This is a genomic window from Vreelandella xerophytica, from assembly GCF_968048975.1.
On sequence record NZ_OZ309106.1, the window covers coordinates 3,557,554 to 3,570,463 of the forward strand.

The 12,910-nt window shown below is 60.5% G+C and carries 14 protein-coding genes; 3 read left to right on the forward strand and 11 right to left on the reverse strand.

The window, feature by feature from the left end; all coding sequences use genetic code 11:
- Positions 1 to 3: 3 nt before the first annotated feature.
- From ACWF8S_RS16650 to ACWF8S_RS16665, 4 genes are all read right to left on the reverse strand, one after another.
- Positions 4 to 1,113 carry an MFS transporter gene (locus ACWF8S_RS16650; RefSeq protein WP_447554567.1) on the reverse strand — a complete coding sequence of 370 codons (1,110 nt, stop codon included), beginning with the start codon at positions 1,111 to 1,113 and terminating at the stop codon, positions 4 to 6.
- Positions 1,110 to 1,637 (reverse strand): TetR/AcrR family transcriptional regulator, encoded by a 528-nt coding sequence (locus ACWF8S_RS16655; RefSeq protein WP_447554569.1) that lies wholly within the window; start codon positions 1,635 to 1,637, stop codon positions 1,110 to 1,112. Before ACWF8S_RS16655 ends, ACWF8S_RS16650 begins: the two co-directional genes overlap by 4 nt.
- A gap of 272 nt (positions 1,638 to 1,909) precedes the next feature.
- A complete protein-coding gene (locus tag ACWF8S_RS16660; RefSeq protein WP_447554571.1) occupies positions 1,910 to 2,047 on the reverse strand; it encodes a DUF2256 domain-containing protein in 138 nt (45 codons plus the stop codon).
- Positions 2,048 to 2,351: 304 nt separating this feature from the next.
- Positions 2,352 to 3,269 (reverse strand): AEC family transporter, encoded by a 918-nt coding sequence (locus ACWF8S_RS16665; RefSeq protein WP_447554572.1) that lies wholly within the window; start codon positions 3,267 to 3,269, stop codon positions 2,352 to 2,354.
- Positions 3,270 to 3,452: 183 nt separating this feature from the next.
- Between ACWF8S_RS16665 and ACWF8S_RS16670 the strand changes: the two genes are divergently transcribed.
- Together ACWF8S_RS16670 and ACWF8S_RS16675 are read left to right on the forward strand one after the other, a co-directional pair.
- A complete protein-coding gene (locus ACWF8S_RS16670) occupies positions 3,453 to 3,953 on the forward strand; it encodes a hypothetical protein (protein WP_447554573.1) in 501 nt (166 codons plus the stop codon).
- Between the two features lie 3 nt (positions 3,954 to 3,956).
- Positions 3,957 to 4,571 (forward strand): SCO family protein, encoded by a 615-nt coding sequence (locus ACWF8S_RS16675; RefSeq protein ID WP_447554575.1) that lies wholly within the window; start codon positions 3,957 to 3,959, stop codon positions 4,569 to 4,571.
- An 18-nt stretch (positions 4,572 to 4,589) separates the two neighbouring features.
- Here the strand turns inward: ACWF8S_RS16675 and ACWF8S_RS16680 are convergent, their stop codons facing one another.
- The 6 genes from ACWF8S_RS16680 to ACWF8S_RS16705 all read right to left on the reverse strand — a co-directional run bounded on the left by ACWF8S_RS16680 (position 4,590) and on the right by ACWF8S_RS16705 (position 10,500).
- Positions 4,590 to 5,627 carry a poly(3-hydroxybutyrate) depolymerase gene (locus tag ACWF8S_RS16680; protein ID WP_447554576.1) on the reverse strand — a complete coding sequence of 346 codons (1,038 nt, stop codon included), beginning with the start codon at positions 5,625 to 5,627 and terminating at the stop codon, positions 4,590 to 4,592.
- 2 nt (positions 5,628 to 5,629) lie between these two features.
- Positions 5,630 to 6,322 (reverse strand): FKBP-type peptidyl-prolyl cis-trans isomerase, encoded by a 693-nt coding sequence (locus tag ACWF8S_RS16685; protein WP_447554577.1) that lies wholly within the window; start codon positions 6,320 to 6,322, stop codon positions 5,630 to 5,632.
- Positions 6,323 to 6,573: 251 nt separating this feature from the next.
- Positions 6,574 to 7,857, reverse strand: coding sequence for a TRAP transporter large permease (locus ACWF8S_RS16690; RefSeq protein ID WP_447554579.1), 1,284 nt, complete (start codon positions 7,855 to 7,857; stop codon positions 6,574 to 6,576).
- Between the two features lie 30 nt (positions 7,858 to 7,887).
- Complete coding sequence (locus ACWF8S_RS16695; protein ID WP_447554580.1) at positions 7,888 to 8,460, reverse strand: TRAP transporter small permease; 573 nt, start codon at positions 8,458 to 8,460, stop codon at positions 7,888 to 7,890.
- Between the two features lie 236 nt (positions 8,461 to 8,696).
- Positions 8,697 to 9,743, reverse strand: coding sequence for a TRAP transporter substrate-binding protein (locus ACWF8S_RS16700; protein ID WP_447554582.1), 1,047 nt, complete (start codon positions 9,741 to 9,743; stop codon positions 8,697 to 8,699).
- 160 nt (positions 9,744 to 9,903) lie between these two features.
- Positions 9,904 to 10,500, reverse strand: a complete 597-nt coding sequence (locus ACWF8S_RS16705) for a TIGR02444 family protein (protein WP_447554583.1) — start codon at positions 10,498 to 10,500, stop codon at positions 9,904 to 9,906.
- A gap of 26 nt (positions 10,501 to 10,526) precedes the next feature.
- On the opposite strand from ACWF8S_RS16705, the gene ACWF8S_RS16710 reads away from it, so the two are divergent.
- Positions 10,527 to 12,473, forward strand: a complete 1,947-nt coding sequence (locus ACWF8S_RS16710) for an ATP-binding cassette domain-containing protein (protein WP_447554584.1) — start codon at positions 10,527 to 10,529, stop codon at positions 12,471 to 12,473.
- Here ACWF8S_RS16710 and dtd read toward each other — a convergent pair.
- Positions 12,470 to 12,910 carry a D-aminoacyl-tRNA deacylase gene (gene dtd / locus ACWF8S_RS16715; protein ID WP_447554585.1) on the reverse strand — a complete coding sequence of 147 codons (441 nt, stop codon included), beginning with the start codon at positions 12,908 to 12,910 and terminating at the stop codon, positions 12,470 to 12,472. The two genes, ACWF8S_RS16710 and dtd, sit on opposite strands and share 4 nt — an antisense overlap.

The window sequence follows — 12,910 nt, forward strand, 5'->3', positions numbered from 1 at the left end:
GCGTTAGCTGCGCGCCCAGGCCGCGGCCAACGTAAGGCCTGCGAAGGTCACCACGGCGGCGGTAGCGCTTAGCTGATCCATCATCAGCCCGAACACCGGCGCGCCCGCCGTTTGGCCAACCGCGATGGTCAGAAAACCGATCATCAGACCCATGGCTGGGCGCTCGGGCAAGGCGTTGATGCCCCATACCAGATAGACCCCGGTCAACATGATGTACGCCATCCCGAAAAGCAGCCCACCGATGAGCGCGATGGCCGGCGTCGTGTCGACCATCCCCACCATGAGCGTTCCCAACGCCTGGGCGCCCAGAAAGACCCAATGCACCGGATTGATACCGAAGCGCGTGATCAGCGACCCTGCAAAGGCACCCGCCATACCGGCGGCGCCAATCGCGATCCACAAAAGCCCGCTTCCGGTACTGCCCCAGTCAAGACGCAGCGCCAAAAGCGTGCCGCCAAACGACCACACGGCCGTACTCGCCGCCCCCATCAAGAACGCGGCCACGATCAAGCGGACCAGCAGCCGGTTGAGCGAAGGCAGCCCCGCTTTCGCAACCTGCTCGCCCTTGCCACCGGGCACGCTGAATGCCACCGCTAGTGAGAGCACGAAGGCGGTGGCGGCAAAGCCCGCGAACGCCAAGCGCCAGTCCTCCATCCAGAGCGCAATGGCGCCCGACAGCACCACGCCCGCCCCTGTCCCTGCGTTGATCACGGTATTGGTCAAGCCTTGGCGTTTGGGTGCCACAACCCTGCCGACCGCCTCCGCCATGGGCGGCGAGGCAAGCCCGGTGCTCGAGCCCGCCAGCATCACCGCCCCGGCCAGCCACCAGGCCGAGGTCGCCATGACGATACCCGCCATGCCAAGCCCCGCCACCAAGGCCGCGCCGATGGCGACCAGGCGAGGTCCCAGGCGCTCGGTCAAGTAAGCCGAGGCCACGATGGCGATACAGTAGCCAAGAAAGGAGCCGCCGGAGATGAACCCGCTGACGCTGGAGGAAAGCGCAAGCTCGGCATCGATCTGCGGTAGAAAAAGACCGAAGGCGAAGCGCGCAAACCCGTAACACACCGCAATCAGGCCAAAGCCGCAGGTGCCGAGAATCAGTGCCGGGCTCATGATCGGCTACTTGCGAGTAGGGTAGCCGCCGCAGCCCGCGCCGCCACCACCGCTTGCTCGCCGCGATAGATGGCGGCGGCCGTCGCGCCTTCGAAAAGCACGATCATCTGCTCGACCAACGTCGCCTGATCCGCCTGGCCGGTTTCCAGAGCGATCAGATCGGCGATCTTTTCCGCCACGCGCGCTTTATGGGCCAACACGGCCTCGGCGATCTCCGGCGTATCGCCGCCGGTTTCACCATAGGCACGCAGGAAAAGACAGCCGCGCGCGCCCTCGACCCGCACCCAATCCTCCAGCGCCTTGAACAGCGCATCGATGCTATCGACCTCCAGCCGACGGACAAACCGCTTGTCGCGTTCACCAAGGACACGGGCGATCAGCGCGTTCTTGCTACCCGCGTGTTTATAGAGCGTACGACTCGAGATACCCGCGCCCTGGGTGAGTTTATCCATCCCGGTGGCGGTAAAGCCGTGCCGATCGAACAGTCCTTCCGAGGCTTTGATGAGCTTGCCCATGATATCCATTTCGCGTCTCCTCTGAATGAAACCATGGCCTCAATGTAAAACGATCATTTTACAACGTCAATCAATAAAGCTTTTCGCCACCGTCGCGCGGGCGCCTCTTGACCCAAGGCCACGGTGCAAGCACTTGATAGACAGGTGATAAAAGCGTGAAGAGCGATTTCGAAAGAAACGAAATTGGATAGTGGGCAAATGGAAAAACACTCGTCAGGCGTGGCCTGAGGTGTGATGAACCTTGAAAGCAGGGAACCTACGCCACGGCGTGTGACGGCGTATCAAACGCCCGAACGCCGACACCGCTGCGAGCAGTAAACGACGTTGTCCCAATCCCGCGCCCACTTCTTGCGCCAGGTGAAGGGGCGCTGACAGACGGGGCAGATTTTGGTCGGCAGGTGGGGTTTCTTGTGGGCCATGATCGCGAGAGCCTGGAATGAATGACAATGAGTGACCGCCTCAGTCTAAACACTTTAGCGCGAGCAGCTTGCATCATCGGCAGGGGGTTGAGGCCACGGCATGCCTGAGATAACGATTCGAAGGGCCAAAAAAAGAAAGCCACTCCAGAGGAGTGGCAAAAGACCGTGACTAGCAATGAGAGGGAGAAACCATGACAGAAAGAGTCGCTACCCTGGTTGTGACGTCTCATCAAACGCCAGCAAGTACAATGTAATCATTCTCATTTAATGCGTCAATACAAATGCGAATACTTTTTATTTATTTTTACCCACTGGCCAGCTGGAGCCATAGCGGCAGCGTCAGCATGGCCAGAAGTGTCTGCCCGGTGATGATCGCCGCCATGAGCTCAGAGTCGCCGCCGAGCTGTCGGGCGAGAATGTAAGCCGAGGTCGCCGTGGGGAGCGCGGCGAACAAGAGCGCCACATCCCGGCTGAGCGCATCCAGACTCAGCGCCCAGGCCAGAAACAGCACGATGATCGGCATCAACACGAGCTTGGCGACATTGGTCGTGACGGTGCCCCGGTCCAGGCGCAAAAGGGCCGCCGGACGAAGCGCCACCCCGACCGCCACCAGCCCCAGCGGCAGCGCCGCGCGACCCAGAAGCTCTGCGGCGTCCTGGCTCCATCCCGGCAGGCCGAGCCCGCTCTGATTCAAGAAGATCCCGGCCAGACACGCCAGAATGAGCGGGTTCTTGATCAGCGCCAGGGCACTGGCGCGAAAGCTCGACGCGCCAAGCGTACCCGCCTTGATGAAACTTGCCACGCAGAGAATATTCACCACCGGCACCATGACCGCCACCGCCACTGCCGCCGTGGTTACCCCTGACGCGCCGTGCAGCGCGCCGGCCCCCGCCACCCCCACGTAAGTGTTGAAACGAATCGCCCCTTGAAAGATGGAGGTGAACGCCGGTGAGGGCAGCGACAGCCAGGTGCGCAGGCGCCAAAGCAGCACCGAGAGAATGGCAATCGCGCCCAGGAGCACGCCGGCCAGGCGCCCTACCGGCACCTGGCTGACATCCGCCGTGGCAAGGGTGACCACCAGCATGGCGGGGAAGAGCACGAAATAGATGAGCTTTTCCATCTGCCCCCAGAACTCGCTGCTCGGCCAGCGCTTGTAGCCAATGGCCGCCCCCAGCAGGATGAGTACAAAAAGCGGCCCCAGTGCCCCGGTGATACTGTCCATTGATGCTCCTTGTTGTGGTAAAAGCGCTTGCGCCGGTTCATGCGTCAGTTCATGCGAAAGCCGTTAACATCTTGCGGCGGCCCCCTGCGTATGTGCGACATCATGGCCGCCCGTCGCGGGTGCGTTTACTGCTACCATGCGATTACCCTTTCACCGCCTGGTCCGTGTCGCGACTATCTTGCCATGAACAAACCAGCCCCTTCGGGATACTTTATCGGTTTTCCGATATTAAACCTCCTCATTCTGATCACCGCCGTCGCCCTGATGGCAAGCCTGGGGTACGGCTTGAACAGCTGGCTTCGCGGCGAGGACACCATCACCTGGTTTGCGCCGGACCCTGACTGTCATCTGCATACCGGCACCTGTACTGCTTCGCTTGGCGAAGGCAAGCTGCTTTTTGCCGTGGATGTAAAAGGGCGTATCGATGCGCTCACCGTCTTGCCCTTGGAAGTAAAGGTGGAGGGGTTGAAGGCAAGCCAGGCAAGTGTCGAGTTCGTTGGCCGGGACATGGAGATGGGGCTTCACCGCTTCAACCTGCTGGCCACCGCCCCGGGGCATTTCAACGGTCACGGCCAGGTGGGGATGTGCACGCAGGCCACGATGCCCTGGCGCGCACGTGTCATACTCAACACCCCCGATGGCAAGATCGGCAGCTGGTTCGATTTTGAGGTTACCCGGAGTTAGTCGATGCAAACATTGTTAAAAAAGCGCTCACCACTGTCGATAGGCGCGCTGCTGGGGCTTTTGATCGCCCTCGTCGCCTTGGCATTTTTTATCTGGGGAGCGAATGAAGACGACGGGGCTGCCCGGGGCGGGCCGATCGCCATGGCCTCCACCGACGGCGCCTTCTCGCTTTCGCAGCTCGAAGATGATCAGGTGGCCGTGGTGTCCTTTGGCTACACCTACTGCCCGGACGTCTGCCCGATCACTCTGGCCGTCAAGCGGCAGGCCTTGGGCCAGCTGGATGACGAGCAGCGCCAGCGCGTGGTGCCGGTGATGATTACCGTGGACCTGGAGCGCGATACCCTGGCGCGAATGCGGGAATACATGGAGGCGTTCGGCAGCGAGTTCATCGGTCTGGTGGGCTCGCCACGGGAACTCGAGGACGTGGCCGAACGCTACGGCGTGGTGTGGCAGCGCCACGAGGCGCCGGACTCGAGAATGGGCTACACCGTGGATCACAGTGCGGTGCTGTTTCTTGTCAATCGCGACGGGGAGATTCTTGACCAGGTGCTCTATTCACCGACGCCCGCCGCATTGGTATCGGCACTTGACCGGGAACTGGCACGCCGGGAGAGCTGATCGATGAGCCGACAGGCGCTACTCGGCGGGCCGTTCAAGCCGGTCGAGCATGGCCATCAGGGCCTTCACCTGAACCCCTTCCCGGGTGTCATGCAGCGGATTGAGCTGCCAGGTGCTTTCTGCAAATCCCCACCAGTCCCAGCATCCCTGGGGATTGGCCAGGCTTCTCTCGGCCTGCGGATAAAGGACGATCTGGCCGTGTTCGGCCGCCCAGCGGTTCAGACCGCTATGGCGTACGAAGACATCATCGATGGCTTCCACGTTCATCTGACAACCGTGCAGCGCCAGGGTAACCGGACACTGCTGCCCCTGGCACCGCTCGGGAATGAAGACATACCCGGTCTCGGCCAGGCCTTTGGCGGCAAACTCGGACTGATCGAAAGCGACCAGGCTGCCCTTGGAAGAAGCCTCGGCGCGTTCAGGATAGAGCCAATCGAGCATGTCGGCGGCCATGTCGTCATCGCAGGCGAGCACAAAGCTGCCCCCGCCTTGACGACATCCACCTAGCGCGTAGGCGCCAACGCTTTCATCATCCGGCAACCGTATGGGCCACCCGTGGCCGGTTCGGGAGCGAGGCACGAAGCTAACCGCGTCCTCCCCCGCCCAGCCTCGCCACTGCCGGGCCAGCAGGGCACCAAGTTCGGGGGCGACGCTGTCATCCTCATCGCCGTGACTGATAAACACGCGAAGCGCACCCAGTGCGTTTGCATCGCCCACCAGTGACTGCGCCTGGTAACGCGTCAGACGCTCCTCGAGTGCCTCAAGCGAGGGCAGGCCACGATCAATGTCCATGCACTGGTTCAAGGCCAGGCTCAGCGCCCCGCGAGAGCAGCCCCAGGGGCCGGTGCCCACGAGCCCCAGACCGCTAAAGCGCTCGGGCCAGGCCACACCAAGCTGGGCTGCCATATAGCCGCCGGATGACACCCCCACCACGCTTGCCTTCGACGCCTCAAGCGCTGGCAGCGGCGCCGGTACCTGTGCATAGACGGCTGCGCCTTCAAGCATCAAAAGCGCCGCCCCGAGGCGGCGCAGTGTGCAGGACAGGCGCAAGGCCATGCTTACTCGATACCCAGCAGTTCAACGCGGAAGGTAAGCATCTCGTTGGGACCGATGGGGCCTTGGCCGTTCTCGCCATAGGCAAGTTCGGAAGGAATGTAGATCATCCAGCTGTCGCCGACGCTCATCATCTGAAGCGCTTCCTGCCACCCTTCGATGACCTGATTGACCTGGAAGGTGACCGACTCGCCACGCTCATAGGAGCTGTCGAACACGGTGCCGTCGAGCAGCATGCCTTCGTAGTTCACCTCGACGGTGTTTTCAGGACCGGGGGATTCGCCGTCACCGGACTCCAGTACTTCATACTGAAGACCGGACTCGGTCACTTCCACGCCCTCGCGTTCGGCGTTCTCGGCCAGATAAGCCTCACCCTCTTCCTGGTTCATCTGAGCGATTTCAGCCGCCTGCTCTTCGCGCTCCTGCATGGAGCGCTGCTGGAAGGCGATCAGGGTTTCCATCATCTCTTCTTCGGTGAGGGCCAGATCGTTGCCTTCGAACACATCGCGCATGCCGTCGGTGAAGGTATCGATATCCAGATCCTCGATATCCGCCTGCATGCTTTCACCCAACGTTACCCCTAGGCTGTAGGCCAGGCGCTGCTCGTCGGTTTCCGGCTCGGCGGCGGCAAAGGGGGCCACCAGTAGAAGCCCTGTAAGCGCCGCCGTTTTGAACGTTGTCGAGACCATTGCTTTCATTTTAAAACCTTCATCAAAGACGCCGCGCGCCAACTAGTGAGTGCTGTATCCAAGCTTTTCGTTCAAGCGTTCGCTGAAGCGATACGCTTGAGACCACGTTTCAGCCCAGAGGTTTAGAGCCCTACCTGCAGTGTAGGACACTGTGTTGCCCCCTGAGCTTTCAAAAGACGCTGCCCGGCCATGAATTTTATCGCCGCTGCTGCCCTCGGCGCCATTCACCGGCCAGGATACGATGAAAAGGGGCTCCTTGCTTACCTAAAGGCCACATCACGCAGGAACAGCGCAATCTGGGGGAACATGATCAAAAGGGCCGCCGCCAGTATCAGAATGAATATGAACGGCGGCGTGCCTTTGATGACATCCCAGTACGGGCGCTTGAAGATCGCAATGGCGGTGAATATATCGCAGCCAAACGGCGGCGTGGCGGAGCCAATCGCCACCTGCAGGGTGATCAGGATGCCTACCAGTACCGGGTCCAGGCCGGTAGCGGCGACCGCCGGGGCGAAGATCGGGGTAAGCACCAGAATCACCACGATCGGGTCAACGAACATGCAGGCGACGAAAAACGAGATACAGATGGCGATCAGCACACCCGTGGGGCCGGCCTCGTTGACGCCCATGGTTTCAAGAATCGCCTGAGGGATCTGAGCGAACGAGATAATCCAGGAAAATCCGTTACCCACAGCGACCAGAATGAAGACCACGGCAGTAATCAGGCCGGTGGATTTGGCGATCGTGTAGATATCGCTCATTTTAAGCGAGCGAAACACCGCGAACTCCAAAAGCACCGCGTAAAGCACGCAGGCTGCGGCCGCCTCGGTCGGGCTGAATACGCCCCCGTAGATACCGCCCACAATGATGACCGGAAACCCCAGGGGCCAGAGCGCCTTCTGCACGGCGACCGCCCGCGATTTCCAGCTCGAGCGCGGCTCGGTGGGCACGTCCTTGATGATGGCATAAAGGATGCAATAGGCCGAGAACATGAAAAGAATCAAGAGCCCCGGACCGATACCCGCGATGAAGAGTTCACCGATGGAGGTACCGGAAATCACCCCGTAGATGATCATGCCGATACTGGGCGGTATCAAAAAGGCGATATCGCTTGCGTTGATGATCAGCGCCAGGGTGAAGGAGTCCGAGTAGCCCGCCTTGAGCATCCTGGGGCGAAGCGGCGAGCCGACCGCGACCACCGTTGCCTGAGTGGAGCCGGACACTGCGCCAAACAGCGTGCACGAGGCGGCGGTACTCACCGCAAGCCCGCCCTTGATATGGCCGATGAACGACATCACCATCTCGATCAGTCGGTTGGCCGACTGGCCCCGGGTCATGATATCGGCGGCCAGAATGAACATGGGCACGGCGATGAGCGAGGCGGGTCGAATGCCGGCCATCATCTGCTGAATCAGCGTATCCATCTGGCCAAAGCCGTTGAACATCATGTAAAAGCCGATGATCGCGGCGGTAATCAGCGGAATCATCATTGGAAAGCCCAGCAACAGCAGGGCAATCATGGTTACTACCATTATCGTCGTCATAGTGTTCCCCTAAGCGTACGATGCCCTTGGTTAGACTTCTGTGTCTTCATAGCCGTCTGCCACCCCGGTGGAGAGATAGACATCGTGGCTGGTGAAATTCTTGATCGCCGTCAGCAGGTACTGAAGACCGGTAATCAAGAAGCCCATGGGAACCCATATATAGATTATCCATACCGGCAGACTGAGCGACGGCAGCACCCGGCCCTTGCCATACAGATCGAGGATATAGATCACGGAGTAGTAGAGCAGAAAGAACATCACCAGAGAGGTGAACAGCGAAATGACGATCATCAGCGCCCGGCGCCCGCCTTTCGGCAAGACATCGTAGATCGCCGACATGCGGATATGGCGCCCGTGGCGAGCGGCATAACCAATACCGGCAAAGGTGATCATGATGATGAGAATTCGGTTCAACTCGCCCGAGAACATGATGCTGTTACCGAATACGAACCGGGCAATCACGTTGGTGACCGTGTTCAACGCCATTAGCAAAACCCCCAATGCCAGTATCACTGACTCGATTTTGCTAATTGCGGTGTCGACCATCCCCAATACCCCGGGCAGCCCCGAGCGATAGTTAGCCTCAGCGTCATCTTCAGTCATGGGTTTTCTCCTGTTGACGGCCTACCCTGTAAAACCCGGGCAGGACCGCTTCGTGCAAATGGGCGAAGAAAGACGTAGACACCGAACTTCGAGTGACCGACCAAGGAGTTGGTCGATCACGAAAAAGGGGCAGCCGTGGCTGCCCCTGCGTTACGCTACGGTATCTTGCAACACACCAGCAAAGTATCGGCACCTCTTGACCGATCAGGCATCACTGGCATCGTGAAGGCCCATGCTTACTGGTCGGCAACGTTGTCAAGATCAGCCTTGAACTGTTCAAGCAGTTCGGCACCACGTTCACCGGTCATTTCAAGGAAGGCTTCTTCGACCTGAGGCGCGCGCTCGCGGAACGCTTCGATCTGCTCGTCGTTCAGGCGCGTCACGGTGACCGCATCGGAGGCTGCCTGAATCTTCTCGAGTGATTCGTCGGCAAGCCCCTGGATGTGCTCCATGGTGTGCTCGTAAGCCGCCTCGGTCGCTTCCTGAACCAGCTCCTGATCTTCTTCCGAGAGGCCGTCATAGAAGTCCTGGTTGGCCATCATTGCCGTGGTGAACCAGCCGTGGCCGGTAAAGGTCAGGTGCGGAGAAACCTCGTATAAACCACCGGACTCGATCCAGAAGATCGGGTTTTCCTGGCCATCCAGAATGCCGGTCTGCAGGCCACCATAAACCTCGCCCCAGGGCAGTGGCGTCGGCGTGGCACCGAAGGCACTGTAGGTTTCGGAAAGCAGCGGGTTGGTCATGGTGCGAATTTTCTTGTTTTGCATGTCTTCCGGTGAGCTGATCGGCTCATCGGTGGTGATGACCATCTCACCTTCCGGATACATCTGCAAAAGCTCGAGACCCTGCTCGGCGTAGAGCTCGGGGAAAATGCGGTTGATCGCTTCGCTCTCGTCGAAGAAGGTCAGAACGGTCTGTTCATCGGTAGGAAGGAGATACGGAATGAAGAAAATCTGTGCTTCGGGAATCAGCGCGCCGGTGAAGCCGGGAGACTGGTTGACGAACTGCAGGATGCCGTTCTGGGTCTGCTCCATGATGTCGTCGGATTCGCCCAGCTCGCCAAAGCGGTACACCTGAACGGTATGCTCGGAGTTATCCTCGATATACTCCTTGAACGCTATCGCGAAGACATCCTGAACATCGCCTTCGTACTCTTCGTGCGCGTAGCGCCAGTTATCCGCCTGAGCCGTGGCGCTCAAGCCGAACAGCAGTGCACCAACACTTGCCGAGGTAAGAAGTCTGGTCGTGACCGAGCGCGTTGATAAAGCCTTGTTAGCCTTCATGCGATGTTCCCCTTGAAGTGGTAAACGCATCATGAGAATGCGCAAAAATCCATTTTTAAATAACGGCTGGCGCTGGAGGTGATGCCCTACCCGCTATGTTTGAAAGCAGGCACGGTTAACCCAAAAACCACGCGTTATTCAAAAATAGCTTAGTTTGAGGCTAGCGCGCCGACTTGATGGGGTCAAGGTGAAGGGCAATCGTGCGCCAGGCGGTTTCAACGCTTGAATCGTGACCCGACAGGGCCTGCCCCTGTTCACGAGCGCACGGTTCACCTGCGCGGGAAGAGAGCCTTGATTGCAGCCAGACAGCCACCTCCTGCAGGTTGTCTGCCCTGCTGCCTGCCTGATCATCAAGCGCCGAACAGACGTTATCCGACCCCAGGGCAAATGCCTGCCAGGCGCTCAGATTTTCTTTTTCAGCCTGCAGCTCGGCGCGCTTGATCGTCTCGCGCAGCTGGTGGATCGAGGCACTTTGTGCGGCCTGAGATTTCAGACAGCGGCGCAGTGCGCGAAGCGTTTGCGTTACATCTTGCTGCCAGCGCTCGCGCCGGGCGCGTTCCTCTCTCAGCGCCATTCTGCAGGCCTTCAGACCGTGGTGGAAAAGCCAGCCGTGAAAGAGTAGCTCGCACACGTCAACCGCGGCGTTGTCCTGCAGGATCAGACACGCCTGTTCCACGTCCTTGATCGCGTAGATCTCGCAGGCGAAATCCCAAAGCGGTGCCTGCTGCAAGCGCTGCAATCGGTTAGAATCGAGCATTACGTTAGCCTCATTCGGGAGAAAGCATGATCGCACTGCGCCAAGTCGCCCTGCAACGGGGTACGCAAACGCTGCTCAATAACGCCGACCTGACGCTGCACAATGGGGTCAAGGCCGGCATTATCGGCGCCAACGGTGCCGGTAAATCGAGCCTTTTCAAGTTGCTGCTTGGCGAGCTTGGCCCGGATCAGGGCGATATCGAAATGAGTGGCGGCCAGCGCATGGCCCATATGGCTCAGGAAGTGGACGCCCTTGATCGTCCGATCATCGACTACGTGCTCGATGGCGACATCGCCTTGCGCCAGGCGCAAGCGGATCTTTACAGCGCCCAGCAGACCCAGGATGCCCACCGCGAGGCCGAGCTGCACGGGCTGATCGAGACGCTGGATGGCTACACCGCTGAATCCCGCGCCGCCCAGCTGCTGGTAGGTCTGGGTTTTCTTCAGGCGAACCTGACCCAGCCTTTGTCCAGCTTTTCCGGCGGCTGGCGTATGCGGGTGAACCTGGCGCGTACGCTCTTCATGCCCTCCGACGTACTGCTGCTCGACGAGCCCACCAACCACCTGGATCTAGACGCGCTGTTGTGGCTCGAAACCTGGCTGACGCGCTATCCGGGCACGCTTTTGCTGATTTCTCACGACCGGGACTTTCTGGACGCGGTGTGCGACCACATCGTGCACATGCATCATCAAAGTGTAGAGATTTACCGGGGCAACTACTCGCGCTTCGAGCGCACTCGGGCGGAAAAGCTCGCCCTTCAGCAGGCCGAAGCCGCCAAGCAGCAGGCCCGGCGCGAAGAAATCGAGCGTTTTGTTACCCGCTTCAAGGCCAAGGCGACCAAGGCCCGCCAGGCCCAGAGCCGGGTAAAGATGCTCGAGCGCATGGAAGAGATTGCCGTGGCCCATGTGGATTCCCCGTTTCACTTCACTCTGCCCGCCGCCGACAAGACCTCCCACCCGCTGCTGGTGCTGGACGAGGCCCGGCTCGGCTACCAGACAGACGCCGGTGAGACCGTGCAGCTCGACAAGGTGAACATCACCTTGCTGCCCGGCAGCCGAATCGGCCTGCTGGGCCCTAACGGCGCGGGTAAATCGACGCTGATCAAGTCGCTGACCGGCGAGCTTGAACTGCTCACCGGCAAACGCGTCCCCGGCGAGCACCTGGCGATCGGCTACTTCGCCCAGCATCAGCTGGAAGGGCTGGATGTCAGCACCACGCCGTTCGTCCACGTGCAGCGTCTTTCCCCTACGGCCAGCGACCAGGAGATCCGCAACTTCCTGGGCGGGTTCGGCTTCAAGGGTGACGACGCCTTTGGCAACGTGGCCACGTTCTCCGGCGGCGAAAAGGCCCGTCTGGCGCTGGCGCTGGTCGCCTGGCAAAAGCCCAACCTGCTGCTGCTCGACGAGCCCACCAACCATCTGGATCTGGAGATGCGCGAAGCGCTTACTCAGGCGCTGTCAGCCTTCGAGGGCACGGTGATTCTGGTCTCCCACGACCGTCATCTTCTGCGTGCGACGGTGGACGAGTTCTGGCGCGTGGCGGATCATCGGGTCGAACCCTTCGATGGCGATCTGGACGACTACCGAGCCTGGCTGAAAGCACGCCTGGAAGAGAACCGCCGGGAGGAGCGCCAGGAGAAAAACGAACGCCAGGCGCAGTCGCAAGCCCTGGATCGTAAAGCCTCGCGCAAGGCCGCGGCTGAACTGCGTGAAAAGCTGCGCCCCCAGAAAAAGGCCCGCGACCAGGCGGAGAAAGCGATGGAGAGTGCCCAGCAAGCGCTGGAAAAGGTGGAAGCGACCCTGGCCGACTCGGCACTCTACACCGACCCGGCGCGCAAGGCCGCGTTGACCGAGGCACTGGCCGAACAGGCGAGGTGCAAGGAGCAGGTGGAGAACGCCGAGCAGCAGTGGCTCGCCGCCGAAGAACACCTGGAGGCGATGGAGGCCGAAATACTCGAAAGCGAGTCGCGCTAACGGCTTTCGAGCATGAAGGTCACCGGCCCGTCGTTGATGAGCGCCACCTGCATATCGGCGCCGAACCGGCCGGTTTCGACAGTCGGCCAGGCCGCCCTGGCCTGAGCCACCAGATAGTCGAAAAGCCGCTCGCCCTCGGCAGGGGCAGCGGCACTTGAAAAGCCGGGACGAAGCCCCTTGCGGGTATCGGCGGCCAGCGTGAACTGGGAAACGAGCAGCAACCCGCCTCCGGCCTGCTGCAGGTTATCGTTCATCTTGCCCGCGGCGTCGCTGAAGACGCGGTAGTGAAGCAGCTTATGCAAGAGCTTGTCCGCGTCCGTTTCGCTATCGCCGGGCTCCACCCCCACCAGTGCCAAGAGCCCCTGCTCGATGGCGCCGACGGTTTCACCCTCGACGCTGACATCGGCGTTTTTAACGCGCTGAATCAAGGCCTTCAT

Bases quoted from the DNA above. Each gene is read 5' to 3' on its own strand.
- dtd (WP_447554585.1), bottom strand. From the start codon at position 12,910: ATGAAGGCCTTGATTCAGCGCGTTAAAAACGCCGATGTCAGCGTCGAG.
- ACWF8S_RS16655 (WP_447554569.1), bottom strand. From the start codon at position 1,637: ATGGATATCATGGGCAAGCTCATCAAAGCCTCGGAAGGACTGTTCGAT.
- ACWF8S_RS16700 (WP_447554582.1), bottom strand. From the start codon at position 9,743: ATGAAGGCTAACAAGGCTTTATCAACGCGCTCGGTCACGACCAGACTT.
- ACWF8S_RS16670 (WP_447554573.1), top strand. From the start codon at position 3,453: ATGAACAAACCAGCCCCTTCGGGATACTTTATCGGTTTTCCGATATTA.
- ACWF8S_RS16690 (WP_447554579.1), bottom strand. From the start codon at position 7,857: ATGACGACGATAATGGTAGTAACCATGATTGCCCTGCTGTTGCTGGGC.
- ACWF8S_RS16650 (WP_447554567.1), bottom strand. From the start codon at position 1,113: ATGAGCCCGGCACTGATTCTCGGCACCTGCGGCTTTGGCCTGATTGCG.
- ACWF8S_RS16665 (WP_447554572.1), bottom strand. From the start codon at position 3,269: ATGGACAGTATCACCGGGGCACTGGGGCCGCTTTTTGTACTCATCCTG.
- ACWF8S_RS16685 (WP_447554577.1), bottom strand. From the start codon at position 6,322: ATGAAAGCAATGGTCTCGACAACGTTCAAAACGGCGGCGCTTACAGGG.
- ACWF8S_RS16710 (WP_447554584.1), top strand. From the start codon at position 10,527: ATGATCGCACTGCGCCAAGTCGCCCTGCAACGGGGTACGCAAACGCTG.
- ACWF8S_RS16675 (WP_447554575.1), top strand. From the start codon at position 3,957: ATGCAAACATTGTTAAAAAAGCGCTCACCACTGTCGATAGGCGCGCTG.
- ACWF8S_RS16680 (WP_447554576.1), bottom strand. From the start codon at position 5,627: ATGGCCTTGCGCCTGTCCTGCACACTGCGCCGCCTCGGGGCGGCGCTT.
- ACWF8S_RS16660 (WP_447554571.1), bottom strand. From the start codon at position 2,047: ATGGCCCACAAGAAACCCCACCTGCCGACCAAAATCTGCCCCGTCTGT.
- ACWF8S_RS16695 (WP_447554580.1), bottom strand. From the start codon at position 8,460: ATGACTGAAGATGACGCTGAGGCTAACTATCGCTCGGGGCTGCCCGGG.
- ACWF8S_RS16705 (WP_447554583.1), bottom strand. From the start codon at position 10,500: ATGCTCGATTCTAACCGATTGCAGCGCTTGCAGCAGGCACCGCTTTGG.